15 protein-coding genes and 1 pseudogene are annotated in these 17,545 nt (G+C 72.2%); 7 read left to right on the top strand and 9 right to left on the bottom strand.

Annotated elements, in window-relative coordinates; genetic code table 11:
- Nucleotides 1-91: 91 nt before the first annotated feature.
- The 7 genes and pseudogenes from ACZ3YO_RS22290 to ACZ3YO_RS22320 form a co-directional block, all read left to right on the top strand.
- Nucleotides 92-358 (top strand): annotated as a pseudogene (locus tag ACZ3YO_RS22290) (muconolactone Delta-isomerase family protein); the annotation flags it as partial.
- A 24-nt stretch (nucleotides 359-382) separates the two neighbouring features.
- Nucleotides 383-751, top strand: coding sequence for an SgcJ/EcaC family oxidoreductase (locus ACZ3YO_RS22295; RefSeq protein WP_465572185.1), 369 nt, complete (start codon nucleotides 383-385; stop codon nucleotides 749-751).
- 75 nt (nucleotides 752-826) lie between these two features.
- On the top strand, nucleotides 827-1,333 hold the full coding sequence (locus tag ACZ3YO_RS22300; RefSeq protein ID WP_465571898.1) for a carboxymuconolactone decarboxylase family protein: 507 nt from the start codon (nucleotides 827-829) through the stop codon (nucleotides 1,331-1,333).
- Nucleotides 1,334-1,557: 224 nt separating this feature from the next.
- On the top strand, nucleotides 1,558-2,667 hold the full coding sequence (locus ACZ3YO_RS22305) for a serine hydrolase domain-containing protein (RefSeq protein ID WP_465571901.1): 1,110 nt from the start codon (nucleotides 1,558-1,560) through the stop codon (nucleotides 2,665-2,667).
- A 109-nt stretch (nucleotides 2,668-2,776) separates the two neighbouring features.
- Nucleotides 2,777-3,370: a TetR/AcrR family transcriptional regulator gene (locus tag ACZ3YO_RS22310; protein ID WP_465571903.1), complete on the top strand. Its 594-nt coding sequence runs from the start codon at nucleotides 2,777-2,779 to the stop codon at nucleotides 3,368-3,370.
- Between the two features lie 38 nt (nucleotides 3,371-3,408).
- Nucleotides 3,409-3,987, top strand: a complete 579-nt coding sequence (locus ACZ3YO_RS22315) for a dihydrofolate reductase family protein (RefSeq protein WP_465571905.1) — start codon at nucleotides 3,409-3,411, stop codon at nucleotides 3,985-3,987.
- Nucleotides 3,988-4,324: 337 nt separating this feature from the next.
- Complete coding sequence (locus ACZ3YO_RS22320; protein WP_465571908.1) at nucleotides 4,325-5,101, top strand: MerR family transcriptional regulator; 777 nt, start codon at nucleotides 4,325-4,327, stop codon at nucleotides 5,099-5,101.
- A 32-nt stretch (nucleotides 5,102-5,133) separates the two neighbouring features.
- Here ACZ3YO_RS22320 and ACZ3YO_RS22325 read toward each other — a convergent pair whose 3' ends face one another.
- The 9 genes from ACZ3YO_RS22325 to ACZ3YO_RS22365 all read right to left on the bottom strand — a co-directional run bounded on the left by ACZ3YO_RS22325 (nucleotide 5,134) and on the right by ACZ3YO_RS22365 (nucleotide 17,545).
- Nucleotides 5,134-5,466 (bottom strand): ATP-binding protein, encoded by a 333-nt coding sequence (locus ACZ3YO_RS22325; RefSeq protein WP_465571911.1) that lies wholly within the window; start codon nucleotides 5,464-5,466, stop codon nucleotides 5,134-5,136.
- Between the two features lie 45 nt (nucleotides 5,467-5,511).
- On the bottom strand, nucleotides 5,512-7,761 hold the full coding sequence (locus ACZ3YO_RS22330) for a pyridoxal-phosphate dependent enzyme (RefSeq protein WP_465571914.1): 2,250 nt from the start codon (nucleotides 7,759-7,761) through the stop codon (nucleotides 5,512-5,514).
- A complete protein-coding gene (locus tag ACZ3YO_RS22335; protein ID WP_465571917.1) occupies nucleotides 7,758-8,711 on the bottom strand; it encodes a GHMP family kinase ATP-binding protein in 954 nt (317 codons plus the stop codon). The genes ACZ3YO_RS22330 and ACZ3YO_RS22335 overlap by 4 nt, the downstream gene beginning before the upstream one ends.
- Nucleotides 8,708-10,207, bottom strand: coding sequence for a lyase family protein (locus ACZ3YO_RS22340; RefSeq protein ID WP_465571920.1), 1,500 nt, complete (start codon nucleotides 10,205-10,207; stop codon nucleotides 8,708-8,710). The genes ACZ3YO_RS22335 and ACZ3YO_RS22340 overlap by 4 nt, the downstream gene beginning before the upstream one ends.
- Entirely contained in the window at nucleotides 10,204-11,511 is a 1,308-nt protein-coding gene (locus ACZ3YO_RS22345; RefSeq protein ID WP_465571923.1) for a phosphotransferase enzyme family protein, read from the bottom strand. The genes ACZ3YO_RS22340 and ACZ3YO_RS22345 overlap by 4 nt, the downstream gene beginning before the upstream one ends.
- A gap of 45 nt (nucleotides 11,512-11,556) precedes the next feature.
- Complete coding sequence (gene ahcY / locus ACZ3YO_RS22350) at nucleotides 11,557-12,993, bottom strand: adenosylhomocysteinase (protein WP_465571926.1); 1,437 nt, start codon at nucleotides 12,991-12,993, stop codon at nucleotides 11,557-11,559.
- Nucleotide 12,994: 1 nt separating this feature from the next.
- Nucleotides 12,995-15,547, bottom strand: a complete 2,553-nt coding sequence (locus ACZ3YO_RS22355; RefSeq protein ID WP_465571929.1) for a lantibiotic dehydratase — start codon at nucleotides 15,545-15,547, stop codon at nucleotides 12,995-12,997.
- A gap of 79 nt (nucleotides 15,548-15,626) precedes the next feature.
- Nucleotides 15,627-16,538 (bottom strand): PHP domain-containing protein, encoded by a 912-nt coding sequence (locus ACZ3YO_RS22360; RefSeq protein ID WP_465571931.1) that lies wholly within the window; start codon nucleotides 16,536-16,538, stop codon nucleotides 15,627-15,629.
- Nucleotides 16,535-17,545: a radical SAM protein gene (locus ACZ3YO_RS22365; RefSeq protein ID WP_465571934.1), complete on the bottom strand. Its 1,011-nt coding sequence runs from the start codon at nucleotides 17,543-17,545 to the stop codon at nucleotides 16,535-16,537. The genes ACZ3YO_RS22360 and ACZ3YO_RS22365 overlap by 4 nt, the downstream gene beginning before the upstream one ends.

The raw sequence follows: 17,545 nt of genomic DNA on the forward strand, positions 1-17,545 counted from the left end.
CCCCACGCCGCCCCGCAGTACGCGGCGCGCCGTTCCGGATCCGGTCGCCGGGGCCGCCGATACTCCGAGTCACACGAACGAAAGGATCCCCATGGAGTTCCTGGTCGACATGGTGACCACCGTCCCCGACGGCACATCGGAGGAGGCGGTGACGGACATCCGGGCCCGGGAGGCCGCCAGGGCAGGCGAACTGGCCGACCAGGGCAGTCTGTTGCGGCTCTGGCGGCCTCCCCTGGCACCCGGCGAGTGGCGCTCGTGGGGGCTGTTCAGCGCACCCGACGCGGAGCGGCTGGAGCAGGTACTCGCGTCGATGCCGCTGCGGGTGTGGCGGCACGACACCGTCACCCCGTTGGCGCCGCACCCGAGCGACCCCCGGCGCGAGATGGACCCGATGAGCGACGAAGCCGTCCTGCGCGAGGTACTGGACGCCTGGAAAGCCGCCGTCGACGCGCACGAGCCCGAGCAGGTCGCGGCCTGTTTCAGCGAGGACGCGATCTTCCAGGGCCTGCACCCGTACAGCGTCGGACGGCCGGGCATCGCCGAGTACTACGACTCCCAGCCCCTCGGGATGACGGCCGCCTACCGCATCCTGGAAACCCGCCGGCTAGCCCCCGACCTCCTCCTCGGGTACCTGAGCGTCGACTTCGCCTTCACCGACCGCCCCACTCTCACCGTCCATCTCAGCACCCTGCTACGCCGCTCCATCGACGGCTGGTCCATCGCCCACTACCAGGTGTCGCACATTCCGTGACCGCCGCCGTCACAATCCATCGCCGCGATCCGTCGGACCGGTGACAGCAACGTGAAACCCGAGAGGAACACGGCGATGGAAACCCGTTCGATCACCACCGAGATCCCGATGCGCCCGCGGCAGGAGCAGGACCCCGTCCAGCTCGTGCCCGAGCTGGCCGAGGTCTCGGCGGCCCTGTTCAAGGCCACCGGCAACGGCTCGGTGCCGCGCACCACGATCAGCCTGGTCCAGCTGCGGGCCGGCCAGATCGCCGGCAACACCTACCTGACCGTCCTGCACACCGGTTTCCTCCGCAAGGCCGGGGAGACGGAGGAGCGGATCACCTCGGTGTCGTCCTGGCAGGAATCGCCGTACTTCACCGGCCCCGAGCGCGCAGCCCTGGCCCTGGTGGAGGCCGTCCTCCAGCCGTCGGCACACGGTGAGCGGGTGTCCGACGAGCTGTATGCGCAGGTCGCCGAGCACTACGACCCGACGGCGCTGACCACCCTGACCGTCGCCATCGGCCAGGTCAACTTCTTCACCGCCATCGCCCTCATCGCCAAGCCGGTCCCCGGCCGGTCGTTCACCGACCCCTGGGCGTGACGCACACCGCGAACCCCGCCGGCCCGCCGAGCAACCTGCTCGGCGGGCCGGCCGGCCACGTCTGTCGCCGGCCGGCGGCGGTCACGGCACCTCCCACCGCTCACGCCGAAGACCCCTCCCAAAAGCTGTGATCCGGAGCACGGTTGAGGTTGACCCTGGGTCAGGGTGAAAGCTCGTCGCAACGCCCGACGCCGAGTCGGGCACCACAGATGCGAAGGAGCACCATGTCCATCACCTCTTCCGGCCACGGCCAGGATCGTCCGGAGCTGCGGCAGGCGATCGAGGAGATCGTCGCGTCCGGCTTCGTCGGGGTACAGCTGCGGGTGAACGACGAGCGGGGCGAGTGGGTCGGCAGCGCCGGGGCGCGCGAGCTGGGCGGGAGCGCCGAGCCGCTGACCGACGGTCACTTCCGCACCGGCAGCACCACCAAGAACTTCATCGCGACCTCGGTGCTCATGCTGGTGGCCGAGGGCAGGATCGGCCTGGACACCCCGGCCGACGACTACCTGCCCGGGTTCGGGCTCGACCGTCGGATCACCGTGCGGATGCTGCTGCAGCACACCAGCGGGATCTTCAACCACACCGGCGAGCTCCACGAGGACGGGACGTTCGCGCCGGGGGTTCCCTGGCGGGGCGAGGAGTGGGTGGGCAACAGGTTCAAGACCTACCTGCCCGAGGAGCTGGTACGGCTGTCGCTGTCCAAGCCGGCGCGGTTCGCGCCGGGGGCGGGCTGGAGCTACGCCAACACCAACTACGTGCTGGCCCGACTGGTGATCGAGAAGGTCACCGGCCGCTCGTTCGCCGAGGAGCTGCAGCGGCTGGTCCTCGGACCGCTGGGGATGACCGGCACCGTGGCACCGGGCACCTCGCCGGAGGTCCCCGAGCCGCACCACCGCAGCTACTACCTCTACGAGGACGCCGGGCAGGAGAGGACGATCGACGTCACCCGCCACAACCCCTCCTGGGTCGGGGGCGGTGGTGACATGATCTCCACCACCAAGGACCTGCACACGTACTTCTCCGCGCTGATGGGCGGCAGGCTCCTGCCGGCCGAGCTGCTGGCCGAGATGCGCACGCCGGAGGCGACGATCGGCTACGGCCTGGGCGTGTTCGCGCAGGACACGGGCCCCGGCGGCACCGTCTTCCACCATAACGGTGCCACCATCGGCTCGGCATCGCTGATGTACGGCACACCCGACGGCAGCACGACCCTCACGGCCGGGCTGAACTACGTGGACGACGCCGACGTGTCCATAGCGGCAGCGTTCCAGAACGCCCAACGGCGGCTCGTCACCGAGGTGTTCTGCGGCGGGCAGGCCGGGACGGGCCGGTAGCGCCTCCTCAGCCCCGACCCGACAGATCACCACTGCCTGACGGGTTGCCCTGCGTGCCCCTCCCCGCTTTAATAAACGAACAGGCATTTATTAATCGGAGGCGTGGACGGTGGCAGGGCGCCCAAGAGGTATCGATGACGCGGCGATCTTGCGGGCGGCGGTGGACGTGATGGGCCGCACGGGCCCGGCAAAGCTGACACTGGCCCTGCTGGCACGGGAGGTCGGATTGGTGCCCGGCACGTTGGTGCAGCGGTTCGGGTCCAAGCGTGGTCTGCTGCTGGCGCTGGCCGAGCACACGGCGAACGATGCCAACGCGCTGTACGAGGGTGTTCGCGCCGAACACGACTCCCCGCTGGCGGCGCTCGCGGCACTGGTCATCGAAACCTGGGCGGCGGCCACCAGCCCCGAGGCGTTCGCCAACCATCTCGCCTTCCTGTGCGCGGATCTGGATGACCCGCAGTTCCGTGACTGCGCCCTCGCGTCCCAGCGGGCGCAGTCCCACTGGATCGGCGAGCTGCTGGATCACGCCAAGGACGCGCGCGAACTGCGGCCGGACACGGACACCACCACCCTGGCCGCAACGGTGCACGCCACGACGACGGGCGCCGCCGTGCTCTGGGCGGTCGACCGGCAAGGCACCCTCGCCGAACGGCAGCGTGCCGCCCTGGACGCCGTTCTCTCCCCCCACCGCCTCACCCCATGACCTCCGTTTTCTCCTACTCGGCAAGGAGCCAGACCCTCATGACTGCCGCCACCACCCCCGAAGCCCCTGGGCGCGCCTTCCGTACCCTGGTCTACATCGGCACAAGCCTGGACGGGTTCATCGCCCGCCCGGATGGCGATATCGACTGGCTCAACGAGCGTGGCGCGCACGCCGGTGACATGGGGTACGACGCGTTCATGGCCGGCATCGACACACTGGTGATGGGCCGCAACACCTACGAGAAGATCCTCACCTTCGGTTTCTGGCCCTACGAAGGCAAGCGCGTGGCCGTCCTGAGCACCCGGCTGACAACGCAGGACGCGAACGTCACCGTCCACCGCAGCCTGGCCGCACTCCTGGAAAGCCTGACCACCGAGGGCGCGAAGAACGTGTACGTGGACGGCGGACAGATGGTCCAGACGTTCCTGCGTGAGGGCATCCTCGACGAACTCATCATCACCACCGCCCCGGTCCTTCTGGGCGCGGGCATTCCCCTGTTCGGCCACCTGGACCACGACATCGACCTCACCCACCGCGAGACCCGCGCGCTCGGCGCCGGCTTCGTGCAGACGACCTACGCCGTCGACCAACGGCCTACAACCGCAGACCAGGGCTGAGACCGGAGGCCCCGCAGGCAGCCGAGTGGCCCGCTCCGCGACTCCGCGACTGGCTCCAGCCACTCGTGGACCAGGTCGATGCATTCGTGGGATGAGACTTGTTCCGCCGCCGGAGCGGGTGGACAACAACTGAAGAACCTCACTGCACTGGAGGCAACGAACGGCAAGCGCGTCCCCGGCCTCCTCGGTGCGGAGCCGGATGGCAGCGGCGCTGGCCATCTGGCTCCGCACGTGATCGACCGGACAAGACCTGGCCGGTGGACTGAACACCCGTCATACACCGGACAGGAAGGGCCCCGGGGCCACACCGGCCCCGAACACAAGGCAAGCTGAGCAGATGATGAACGGAGTCACGATCGGGCAGGCGGCGGCGTTCACCGGCGTCACGGTGAAGACGGTGCGGCACTACCATCGGCTCGGCCTGGTCAAGGAGCCGGACCGCGACAGCTCCGGCTACCGGCGCTACGGATCGGACGAGCTGCTACGGCTGGTGCAGGTCCGGACGATGGCCGCCGCCGGCGTGCCGCTGGCCGAGATCGGGCCCCTCCTCGACGCCGAAGCCGAGCAGTTCACCGCCACCCTCGCCGACGTCGAACGGCGGCTGACCGAGCGGATCGCAGAACTGATCGCGCGCCGCGACATGCTGCACCGCCTCGCCGAGGGCGACCGGGCCCTGCTGCCCGACCGCGCCTGCGCGATCCTGGACCGGATGCCCGGCCTCGGCTTCGGCCCCGACTACGTGGCCGCGCAACGCGAGGCCCTGGTGCTCGCCCGGGCACTGGTGCCGGAGGGCTTCGACGGCTTCCTCACCCAACTCGAACACCGGCTCGACGACCCCGAGTCGATCGAGCTGACCAAGCGGGGCTGGGAGGCCGAGACCTGGGAACCGGACGACCCGAGGATCGAGGAACTCGCGACCGCCATGGCCGACCACTACCTCGCCAACCCCGCACTGCTGGGCGATCCCACCAGCCTGCGGGCCTGGAGCAGGGCCTCCGCTCAGTACAAGCTGATCAACAACCACCGCGAGGACCAGGCGCCGGTCTCGGCCCGCCTGACCGCCCTCACCGAGGCCAAACTCCGCTCCGCCGGCTTCCCCGTGCCCCATCGGTGACGGACGGCGTGAACCGGGCGGTCCCGGGCTCGTCACGCCACCGACCGTAGGGAGCGGAGGTCCTGCGCCGTGCCCCACTCATGCGTGGGGCACGGCGCCTCGCAGGATTCCAGGAATTCGAACCACACGACCCTGCCTGACTGCGCCGGGTGCCAGCCCCAGGCGTCGGCCAGTGCCTCGACCAGGATCAGCCCACGTCCGCTGGTCGCGTCCGGGTCCGCCGTACTCCGTTCGAGAGCCGGACCGGGATCCGCCACCTCGACCCGCAGCCGCTCGCTCACCCGGCGCACCTCGCTCGCACAGAGCTCCAACTCCTCCAGCAAGTCTGCGGACAGGGGCACATCCCAGGCCCGGACGATCTCCACCAAAGTTGTCTCGTCCCGCCAGGGGTCGGCGCCGCTTTGCGGCGGTCAGACCACCAGCCGCACCGCCGCCGTGGCGGCGTCCAGCACGGGAGTCACGGCCGCGGACTCGTCGGCGCGCACGATCACATGCCCGAGGCGGTCGTAGGCGCTGCGCGCCGGACGGACGGTGTCGCCCACCCGTGCGGTCACCCGCACCTGCGTCACCCCGGGGACGAGCGCCGCCTCCGCCTCACCCTGCACGGCCGTCAGCACACCCTCCCGGCCGGCCAGCAGGAACTGGATCCCCGCATGCCCCTCCCGGCTCGGCTCAAGCTGCGGCCGCAGGCCGACCGCGGCCCGCAGCTGCTGCTCCAGCAGGTCGACGCCGGTGGCCAGCCGGACCAGCTCGGGGATCATGCCGCCGGCCAGCCGCGGGTTGATCTCGATGATCGCCGGCCCCTCGGCCGTCAGCCGCACCTCGGTGTGGGTCGGGCCCTCCTCGATGCCGCAGGCGGCCAGCGCGGCGGCCACGGCCGCCGTGAGCGCCCCGGCCGAGGCCTCGGGCAGCGCGGCGGGGAAGAGGTGGCGGTGCTCCACGAAGTACGGCGAGCCGCCGACCTGCTTGGCGGTGATGCCCACGCACGAGGCCCGTCCACCGCTGCTGAACATCTCCACGCTGAACTCGGGGGCGTCCACGAACTCCTCGACCAGCACCGTCCGGGCCGTCGGCATCCCGCGGACGTTGGTGTGGATCGCCAGGATCAGCTCCGCGTGCGCCCGCACCTGCTCCGCCGAGGTGCACAGCAGTACGTTGTTGGAGGCCGAGTCGTCGGCCGGCTTCACCACGCAGGGCAGCCCCACGGCCGCCACGGCATCGTCCGCCTCGGCCGCGTCCCGGACGATCGCGTACCGGGGCTGGCGCACACCCGCCCGGTCCAGCGCCTCGCGCAGCAGCGCCTTGTTGCGGCAGGCCGTGACCGCCTGTGCCGGGTTGCCGGGCAACCCGAGCCAGTCGGCGATCTCCGCGACGGCCGGGACGTAGAAGTCGCTGGTCGTGGTGACACCGGCGATCTCCTCGCGGGCGAACCGCCCCTGGATCGCGTCCTGCAGCGCATGGAGCACGTTGGTGTCGCAGCGCAGGATCTCGCAGCCGGTCTCCTCCAAGCCCGCGTAGCGCTCGGGAGCGCCGGTCAGCAGCACCGGACGCAGGTCGAGCTCGGCGGCGGAGCGCAGCGCCATCATCCCGGTGCCGGTGGTGTTGGACTCGACGAACAGCAGGTAGCGGTCGCCGTCGACGGCGCTCTTGGCCATCGCCCGGGACCACGACCGCACCGGGGTCCCGTAGTCCACCGCAGTCGGCGCGGCCGCCGCCTCCAGCTCGCCCAGCCCCTTCTCGGCCCAGTACTCCGGGCTGTGCACCGTCTCGGCGTAGCGGTCGCCGCGGTCGGGGAAGATCCCGACGATCCGGGCTCCCGGCTGCGCCCGGGCGGCCACGTCACCGAGCACCCGGTACACCGATCCGGCCGTGTTGCCGGCGAAGATCTGCTGCTCCACGGCGAGTGCGGCGGCCGCCTCGAAGGCCTCGCGGTCGTTCAGCCAGTGCACCTCGTCGACCACCCGCCGGTCGAGGTTCTTGGGGTGCAGGCTGTTGCCAAGCCCGCTCTGCAGCCGCCTCGGCTCGTCCGGCTGGTCGAACAACACACTGCCCACGCAGTCCACACCCACCACCCACAGGTCCGGCTGGCCGCGCCGCAGGGCGCGGGCCGAGCCGCACAGCGAGCCGCCGGAGCCGACGGCGCCGACCAGCACGTCGACCCGGCCCAGGTCCTCGCGGAGTTCCTCGGCCAATTGCCGGTAGGCGCCCGGGTTGTCGGGGTTGCTGTACTGCTGCGGCCAGAAGGCGCCGGGGAGTTCGCGCATCAGCTGGTCCAGCCGCTCCAGCCGGGCACCCTGCCAGCCCTGCTCGGACATCTCGGTGACGATGTGCAGGGAGCAGCCCAGCGCGCGCAGTTTGGCGAGGGTCACCGAGTCGATCCTCGGATCGGTGACGATGTGCACCTCGTGGTCCAGAGAGCGGCCGACCAGGGCGACCCCGAGGGCCATCGTGCCGGAGGAGCTCTCCACGATCGGCGCGCCTGGGCGGAGCACGCCGCGGCGGCGGGCGCTCAGGATGATGTGGCGTGCCACCCGGTCCTTCATCGCGAACGGATTGGCCAACTCCAGCTTGGCGAACACCTCGACGCCGGGCGGAGCGTCCATCCGCAGGCGGACGAGCGGAGTGCGCCCGATCACCTCGTGCATGCTGTCGTAGATCACGGCTCTTCCCTCCCATCGGTGCCGGTGGGCCACACGCCGCCGCGGCCGAGCGAGCGGAAGACCGCCGTCGTGCCGGGCAGTGGTACGCACACCGCGCGTATGTACTCGGTCTTCCGGGCCAGTTCGGGGTCGTCGGCGTCGAAGGCGACGCCGAGCATGGTGCCGCTGTGTGCGAGTACCAGGCCGACTCCGTCGGTCTCCTGGCAGGCGAGGCGCATCGGGGCGAGGTCCTGCCGGGCCCGCACCGCGGAGTTCAGCTCCGCGCTGCGGGTGGAGACCCGCCCGACGGTCGCCAGGTCACCGACCGCGACGGCCTCCCCCAGTTGCTCCAGCAGCCTGGCGTACTCGGCCCGTTCGGCCGGGCCGTGCCGGAGCGGGATCCGATTGTGGCTCACCGTGTCCACCTGGCCGCCCTCGTCGTGCGCCACGATCGCCAACGCGGGTAGCCGGCCGAGGCGTTGGCGCAGCCGCACCTCCCGGTGGTGGAAGGCCACGACCTCGTCGTACATCACCCCGTCGGAGGGCTCTATCCCGCGCAGAAACTCCTCGATCTCGGCGGGGCCGAAGCCGACGCCGGCCGCCTCGGCCACCGCCCGGACGGTGGCCACCAGGTCGGCGGAGGAGCTGGCCAGGCCCTTGCCCTCGGCCAGCTCGCTCGCCAACTCCAGGACCCCGCCGCCGCGGTGGCCGACGGCGTCGAGCACCAGGCGGGCCACCGCCCGGGCCTTGTCCTTGTTGTCGGGCCGGACCAGGATCTCGACGAGGTCCTCGCGGAGCTCGAATCTTGCCCGGCTCCAGCCGTCGATGGGCAGGGTGACCAGGAAGGCGCTGCCGTCCGGCAGCACGCCCTGCAGCAGTTCGCCGAAGGTGCCGAAGGCCGCGCCCGTCCCCACGGGCCCGGCCGGGCGGGCCGGGTGGAGAAGGGAGTCGCCCGGCAGCACCCGGCTCATCGGCCGATCCCCAGCAGGCCGTCCGTCTCCCGCAGACCGGCCGTCACTCGGTTCGCCCTGCTCGCCAACTCCTCCTCCAGACGCCGGTACTCGCCCCGCTGGGCGTCGAGCACGGCCAGCGTCGCGTCCGGGTGCGCGGAGCCGCTGGACGCCAGGCGGCGCAGCCCCGCGTCGACGTCCTGGATCGCTGTGAGCACCTTGGCCGGATCGGCGAGGGTGAAGCCGTGCTCGGCCGCGACCTTCCGCAGCAGATCCGCGTCGGGCCGGGCCGGGGGCAGGCCCGCCGCCATCGCGGCGACGATGTACGCCCCGGCCACCACCTGCGCCCGGCGCCAGGGCACGCTCTCGTCGACGGTCAGCGCGTTGGCGAGGCTGAAGCCGCCCAGGTACTCGCGCTCGCAGGCGGCCCGCATCCGGTCGGCCCGGAAGCCCAGCCGCTCGACGACCTCGGTGAACAGCCGCAGCACGCTGCGCAGCGTCCCGAAGGCGGTGGCCAGGTTGGCTCCGGCCTCCTTGCCGACCTCGACCAGGTTGGTGTACGGGGTGTTGCGCTGGCCGAGCACCGCGTCGAGGTGGTAGCTGGTCAGGTGCGCCGTGCGGCCCCGGATCCGCTCCAGCACCGGGAAGTTCTTCTTCTGCGGCATCGCGGAGGAGATGCCGCAGAGCTCGTCGGGCAGATCGATGAAGCCGAGGTCGCTGCTGCCCCAGGTGAGCAGGTCGGTGGTGAAGCGGCTGAGCGCGACGCCCAGCAGCCCGAGCTCGGCCGTCACCTCGGCGACCCAGCCGCGCGAGGCGACGGCGGTGAGTGCGACGGGCTGGGCCTGGCGGAAGCCCAGCAGCCGGGCCATCCGGTCGCGGTCCCAGGCCAGTTCCTGGCCGGCCATCGCCCCCGCCCCGAGCGGGCAGGCGTCGAGGCCGTCGTAGGTCGCGAGCAGCCGCCGCAGGGTGTGCAGCACCTGCTCCGAGACGGCGGCGAGGTAGTAGCCGGGGGTGATGATCTGCGCGGCCTGGAAGTGCGTGTAGCCGGGCATCGGCAGCTCGCGGGTGGACTCGGCCAGCCGGTGGACGGCCCGGCCGAAGGCCAGCAGCCGGTCGGCGGTGACGGCCAGTTCCTGCCGCCCGAACATCAGTTGGGCGCAGGCCTGGAGGTCGTTGCGGCTGCGGTCGACGTGCCAGGCCGGGACGGACTCGGCCAGCTCCTGCTCGACGTGCCGCTCCAGCGCGAAGCTGATGTCCGACATGTTGGCCGCCGGGTCCGCCACCAGCCGGTCGGCGGTGACGGTCTCCAGGGCCCGGCCCAGCCGGCTGGACTCGGCCGCGGTGAGCACGCCGAGCCGCTGGTACTCGACGGCCAGCACCTTCTCGATCGCCCGGTACCAGGGCAGCAGGTTGGCCAACTCGTACTGGAAGTGCGGGCCGAGCACCTCCTCGTGCCACATCGCACTGGGTCCGGCGTTGACGCGGCCGCTGAGCGGCGCGGGGGCATCCTGGCTCACTTCACGTCCTTTGCGAGAGTCCTGGCCCGCTCCACGAGCATCGCCAGGCGTTCATGGTCGACATCGCCGGTGCCGAAGACGACGCAGAGCATCGTCACGCCGTCCAGCCGGAGCACGGCCTCCACCGCACTGTCCACCTCGGGGAGCGGGGCGACCTTGCGGTAGCCGGCCAGCAGAGCCTCAATGTCCAGCCCGTTCTCGGGCAGTTCGGCGTTCTCGGCCACCCGGGCGAGCTCCAGGGCCGGGTGGCCGATCATCGCGCAGCCCCAGTCGAAGAGTCCGCCGACCTCGTCGCCCGCGGCCGCCATGTTGCTGCCGCGGACATCGAGGTGGAGCAGCCGGGGCTGCTCTGCGATCGGCTCCAGCAGCTCCAGCATCCGTTCCAGGGGTGGAAGTTCGGGCAGGTCGGCGACGCGCTCGGCCAGCCAGGCCCAGCGGGCGGTGACCCGGCGGGCGATGTTCACGTCGATCGGCCAGCCGTCGTGGTCGAGCGGCCGGATGCCGGGCGGCGGGGTCTCCTGGTGCAGCCGGGCCAGCAGTGCACCGATCCGGTCAGAGGCCGGCACCGTGCCCGCTCCGGGCAGGAAGCGGGAGGCCAGCACGGGGGCCGTCGCGGTCGGCACGACGGCCAGCGGCTCGGCCACCGGCAGCCCCCGGGCGTGCAGGTGGGCCGCGATGATCCGCTCCTGCTCCAGCGCCTGCCGGGTGGTGTAGGGCGGCCGGCCGGTGTAGTGGCTCACCGGCAGGCGTGGCACCCGCAGGGCGACCTCGCCCGCCTCTCTGCTCTGCGCCCGGAAGACGACGAACTCCAGACCCTCGCCCACAGGTTGGGGTCCAGAGAGCCCGAGCCGGTGCGCCGCCTCGGCGGCGATCTCCTCGACTGCCGCGTGCTCGCGCTCCGCGTCGCGCTGCGCGGTGGCGTCCCAGCGGCCGAACAGCGGCCGGATCCGGCCGAGTTCGTCCGCCGCCAGCACCTCGGGGTCGGCCGCGTACGCGTCGGCCAGCCAGGGGATCGACGCCACCGGGTTGCCGGGAAGAGCGCCGTCGGCGCCCACCGCCTGCCGGACCGCCTGCGGGTCGAGGCCGGCGGCCGGTCCGGCCACGAGCAGCGGCACCCCCGGGTGCGCCACCCGCGCGGCGGCCGCCGCGCGGGCCATGCCCTCGGTCGGGGCGGGCTCGCCGGTGAGCAGGACCACGAGGTCCGGCCCCGAGGCGGCCCCCGCGCCGTGCCCGGCCGCGGCGAGCGCGGCTGCCACCCGGGACACCGCCCCGTCGCCGTGGTGATCGAGGAGTTGAATGTGCAAGGTTGTGTCCTGACGGTCCGTAGGATTCGGTGGCCCGGCCCGGGTTCAGTACCGGTAGTCGTCGCGCTTGTACGGGCCCTCCACCGGCACGCCCGCGTACTCGGCCTGACGTGGCGTCAGGACGGCGAGCTTGACGCCCAGCGCGTCGAGGTGAAGCCGGGCCACCTGCTCGTCCACGGCCCGGGGCAACAGGTGCACACCGATCGGGTACTCGCCGCGGTTCCCGGCGAGTTCCAGCAGGGCGAGCGCCTGGTTGGTGAACGAGGCCGACATGACGAAGGCCGGATGGCCGGTGGCGTTGCCGAAGTTGAGGTCGCGGCCGTCGGAGAGGACGAGCAGGGAACGGCCGTCGGGCCAGATCCACTCGTCGACCTGGGCCTTCAGCTCCCGCTTGCGCACGCCGGGGACCTGGGCCAGCCCGGCCACGTCGACCTCGACGTCGCTGTGGCCCATGTTGCCGAGGATGGCGAGGTGCTTCATCCGGGCCATGTGCTCGGGGCGGATCACCTCGCGGTTGGCGGCGGCCGTGATGAAGACGTCGCCGATCGGCGCGGCCTCCTCCAGGGTGGTCACCTGGTAGCCGTCGAGGGCGGCCTGTAGTGCACAGATCGGGTCGACCTCCACCACGATCACCCGGGCGCCGATCCCGGACAGCGCCGAGGCGCAGCCCTTGCCGACGTCGCCGTAGCCGACGACGACGCCGACCCGGCCGCTGATCAGCCGGTCGGTGGCCCGGTTCAGACCGTCGATCAGGGAGTGCCGGCAGCCGTAGATGTTGTCCAGCTTGGACTTGGTCACCGCGTCGTTGACGTTGATGCCGGGGAACATCAGCTCCCCGGAGTCGGCGAGGCGCCGCAGCGCGCGCACGCCGGTGGTGGTCTCCTCGGCGACGCCGCGCACACTCGCCGCGATGCCGGTCCAGCGGCCGCCGTCCTCGGCCATCGAGGCGGCGATGAACCGCAGCAGCGCGGCGCGCTCGGCGTCGTGGGCGGTGGCGGGGTCGGGCGCGGTTCCGTTCTTCTCGTGCTTCACCGACTCGTGCAGCAGCCGGGTGGCGTCGCCGCCGTCGTCCTGGATGAGGTCGGGGCCGCTGCCGTCGGGCCACTGGAGGGCCCGGGAGTGGGCCCACCAGTACTCGTCGAGGGTCATGTCCATCCAGGCGAAGACCGGGATGCCCTGCGGGTCGTCGGCGCTGCCCGCCGGGCCGGCCACGATGGCGGCGGCCGCGTGGTCCATGGTCGACAGCACGTTGCAGGTCGCCCAGCGGACGTCCGCGCCGAGCTCGATGAGGGTCTCGATCAGGACGGCGGTCTCGACGGTCATGCCGAGCGAGCCGGCTATCCGGACGCCCGCGAGCGGCTTGCTCGGGCCGTACTCCCGGCGGACGGCCATCAGGCCGGGCATCTCGTTCTCCGCGAGCCGGATGGCGATCCGGCCCTCCTCGGCCAGGCCGAGGTTGGCGACGCGGTAGTCGAAGGTCATGTCAGCTCTCCCTGATCGGCTCGGGAACGGTCGGCTCGGGAACGGTCGGCTCAGAAACGGTGGTGAAGACGGAGCAGCGCAGCTCGCTGGTGTAGCTCAGACCGTCGCGACGCAGCCACAGCTGGTCCGGGCCGGGCAGCATCTCGCTGAAGGTGGCCAGGCCGGTGTCGCCGTGGGCGAGGCGGAACATCTGCCGGACGAGCAGCGGCGCCTCGAAGTCCACGTACAGCGGCTTGGGTTCGGAGTCGAACTTGACGAACGCGTGCCGCGGCAGCCCGTGCCGGGCGCGCAGCTCGCAGGCGGCGAAGAACTCGGCCGCGTTGCCCTTGCGGCGGGAGCCGTCGGCGCCGAGGCCGGCCAGCTCGGCGACCGGGATCCGCCACAGCCGGCGCTGGAGGACGGTCCGGCCGGTGCGGATCCGCGGCACGTGGGCGTGGTGGTCGGCCTGGAGCAGCAGACCGCCGAGCCGCCGCGGGAAGGCGAACGGGGCGAGCGGGTCGAGCCTGATGCTGGGACCGCCCGACGGCGGGGCGAGCAGCCGCAGCCGGCCGGTCACGCCCTCCGCATACAGGCCCAGCCGTCCGCCACTGACCTTGAGGTACATCGCGGAGGGCTGGACGACCTGCTCGCGCAGGCGGCTGGAGCGGCCGAACACCTCGACGTCGACCATGTCGAGCGGCGCCCGGGAGGCCGTCTTGTCGGGGTGGACGCGGGCGAGGTCGCACAGCACCTCGTCCTCGTCGACCAGTTCGCGGTAGGCGGCGGTGACGTCCTCGGTGAAGCCGGCGTACTCCTCGGCCATCAGCGGCGCGAAGGAGGAGTGGCTGAGCAGCTCCCGGGTGCCGTGGCAGTCACCCACGATGGCGAGGTACTCGCCCCGGGCGAGCGCTTCGGTGTTCTCGGCGGCGAGCATCACATCGGGGTTGAGCAGGGCGGGCGGACCGTCGGGGCAGCGAGCCAGGAAGGCACGCAGCCGCTCGGGGGCGACCTCGATCTCGGCGATCGCCGGGTCGGCGTCGCCGAGCAGAAGATCAGTCAACTCGGCGTCGAGTCCGTCTAGTTCGGCGTCGATCCGGTCGCACTCGCGGAGCAGGGCCGGGCGGTCCTCGAAGTAGGCGGCGTAGAACCGGTCCAGCGGGACGGCGGTGTCGCTGCCGAAGCGCTGCGCGGCCCAGCGGCTGAGCGCCTCGCCCTCGCGCAGGATCCGCAGCCGGGGCACGGCCAGGGCCAGGGCGTAGACGGGTGCGAGCTCGTCCTCGATCAGCTCCGCGAGGTCGGCGCCGAGCCTCACGTCCCCGACCGGGCCGTGGCACTCCTCGTAGAAGACGCTGCGGTCCGCGTAGTGCAGGCCGGTGCCGCGGTTGGCGGCGCTGCCGGTGGTCTCGACGAAGGTGGACTTGAGCCGCTCGATCGCCGCGGGGCGGTCGGTCGGCTCGGCGACGGGGATCGCGGCGAGGTCGGCGGCCATCCGTTCGACGGCGGCGGCCTCGCCGACCTGCTCGCGCAACGCCTCCAACGGCTCGGTGACGCCGACCGGCACCTCGAAGCGGGCGACCACGAGCTCCCGTTCGACCAGCGAGGTGAGCGCGGCGTCGACTCCGGCGCCGAGCTCCTCGCGCAGTCGGGCCAGAGTGGTGCTGCCGTCGCAGCGCCGGAAGACGGCGAGTTCCTCGGCGGAGAGGGCCACCGCCGGGCGGTCGCGGAACTGCCAGTCCGCGGAGAAGCCGTCCTCGGTGGTGAACTCATAGAGGGTGACGGCGCCTTCGCGCTCGAAGGCCCAGGGGCGGCGGCGCGGGCGCACCTGGCCGGCCAGGGCGGGGTCGCGGCTCAGCGCGCCGGCCAGCTTCTCGGCCGCCCAGGCCGCCAGGAAGACCCGCCGGCGCAGCGGCGCCTGCGCCCAGTCGACGCCGTGCAGGTCGCGGTCGAACCGGCCGACGCTGAGCGGGCCGAAGTGGGAGGCGGTCTCGTTCTTGGTGGTGACCCGCTGGAGGTAGCGGATCAGCAGGTCCGTCATCTTCCTGCCGCGCGGCCCGGCGACTCCCTCGGGGCCGTCCAGCCACTCGGCGAACAGCTGGTAGCCGGCCTCGTTGGAGAGCAGCAGCGCATCACGCAGCAGCGGGTCGGTACGGAAGGCCTCGCGAAGCGTCGCCTTGGCGGCCTTCAGGCGCTCCTCGTGGGCCTGCTCCCACTTCAGCCAACTGTCGGCCAGCCCAGTGGCGGCCCGCTGGTAGGCGTGCAGGGTGCGCAGGTCCTCCGGCGCGAGCAGTTCCTCCAGCAGGGCGAGCCGTTGGGCGGAGAGCGGGCGCTTGGTGGCGACGGCCGAGGAGCAGCCGCCGCTGTCCGCCGGGCGGGCCTGGCGGATCAGCTCCTTGAGTGCGGGTATCAGCCGGTCGAGCTCCCTGCGGGTGTCCGCCATCCGCCCGGCCTCGGCGACGGCGTCCGGCTCCGCGTACGGCTCCAGCAGTTCGAAGCCGAAGCCGGACTGGCGGAGCGCGAACGCGGGCAGCAGCCGCCAACCGTCGGCGGGCCGGCCATGGTGCGGCCGTGTGCTCATCTGGGGCTTCTCCCTTGGTTCCTGGGGTGGTTCACGGTGTCTGGGCGGCCGGGCCGTCCATAGGGCGGGACGGGCCGGTTCAGGCGCTGGCCCGGCGGAGGCGGTCCAGCAGGGCGAGCGGGTCGGGTGCGGCCTCCGGGACGAGTCCGGGCGCGGGCGACCAGGGCTTGAGCCGGCCGCCGTGGAAGTCGGAGCCCTGGGTGGGCACCAGGCCCAGCGCCTCGCAGGCCGCCACCACGCGCCGGGTGTCCGCCGGGTCGTGCCAGGTGGTCCAGGCCTCCAGGCCAGTCACGCCGAGTCCGGGCAGCTCGGCGAGCGCCTGCTGCGGGTCGTCGGTGATCCGTCCGGGGTGGGCGAGCACGGCGGCGCCGCCGGCCTCCCGGATCCAGCCGACCACCTCGGCCAGTGGCGGTCGCCGGGGCGCGGGGACGTGCAGCGGCTTCCCGGCCTTGCACCAGTCGGTGATGAACTCGCGGTGGTGGCCTCCCTGTTCGTAGCTCGCGAAGCGAGGGTCGGGGTCGGCCGCGGCGAGGAAGAGGTCGAGGTAGTCGCCGAGGAAGGCGACTCGGTCCGCGCCGAAGCGCTCAGCCGCCACCGACCAGTCGATGTCCACGCCGAGAGCGCCGGCCTGCTCGAACCAGGTGCGCCACCAGGCGACTTCGGCCCCGCGCACCCCGGCGAGACGGGCCTGGAAGGCCTGGTCTGCCGGCTTGACGAAGTAGCCGAGGCAGTGGATCTCCTGGCCTTCCCAGTGGGCCGTGATCTCGGCGCCCGGGACGACGGTCAGCCCGGCGGGCTCCGCGACGGCGCGGAACTCCTGGTAGCCGGCCATGCTGTCGTGGTCGGTGATCGCGACCGCCTTCAGCCCGGCCGCGACACAGGCGCGTGCGAGGGCGGCCGGGGTGTCGTCGCCGTCCGAGACCGTGCTGTGCAGGTGCAGGTCCACGGTGGTGCGGGCGGTGGCGGTGGGCCGGTCGGTGACGATGCTCACTGCGGGCCGACCCCCTCCGGCACCTCAAGGGTGTTGAAGCAGACGCAGCGGCGGCAGGTCGGGTCGTTGGCGACGTCCAGCTCGGAGCGCCAGCGCACGGCCTGCGGGGAGTTGATCACCGCGTCCAGGCTGCCGGTCTCGTGCAGGTTGCCGTAGGCCTCCTGGAAGAAGCACGGCCGCACGGTGCCGTCCACCTCGACGACGGCGGAGGCCCAGGGCAGGTTGCAGGTGACGGCCGGGTACTCGGCGCGGCGGTGGAAGCCCTCGTAGTACTGGAGGATGTAGGTGCGGACGTAGTCCGGGGTCTCCTTGACGATCCCGCCGTCGAACTCGTCGGCACACTCGGTGAACATCCGCTCCAACTCGGCTTCGAGCTCCGAGAGTTCGTCAGCCGGGACGACCAGGTCGCCCTGCCGGTCGGCGTCCCAGCCGCCGGCCCGGTTGAAGGCCTCGCTGGTGACGTCGGCGGGGATGAAGCTGAGCCGGTTGACGCCGAGTTCCCGCGCGGCGCGGACCGTCTCGGCCAGGTGCCGGTAGTTGTGGCGGTGCACGGTGCAGCGGGCGGCGACGCGGATGTCGGGCCGCAGCTCGCGCAGGGCGTCCAGGCCGGCCTTCAGGTGGTCGAAGGCGCGAGGCACCCGGCGGACGCTGTCGTGCACCTCGGGCGGACCGTCGAGGCTGACCAGCACCACCTCGTAGTCCTCGACGACCTGCTTGGCATGCTTCTTGAGCAGCAGGCCGGTGGAGAGCAGCACCAGCGGGATGCCGCGCTCGCGCAGCGGCTTGGCGACCGCCGACAGGTCGCGGTGCATCAACGGCTCACCGCCGGTCAGGATCACCTCCTTGACGCCGAGCCGCTCCCAGTCCTCGGCCCAGCGTTCGATGTCCTCGGCGGACAGCTCCCGGCGGGACTTGTCCTGCCAGATGTCGCAGGAGATGCAGCGGTGGTTGCAGCCCGCGTGCGGCCAGATGAAGAGTTCGGCGATCTGCGAGATGGCGTGCGGCAT

The sequence above is a fragment of the Kitasatospora sp. NPDC022785 genome (assembly GCF_055561295.1).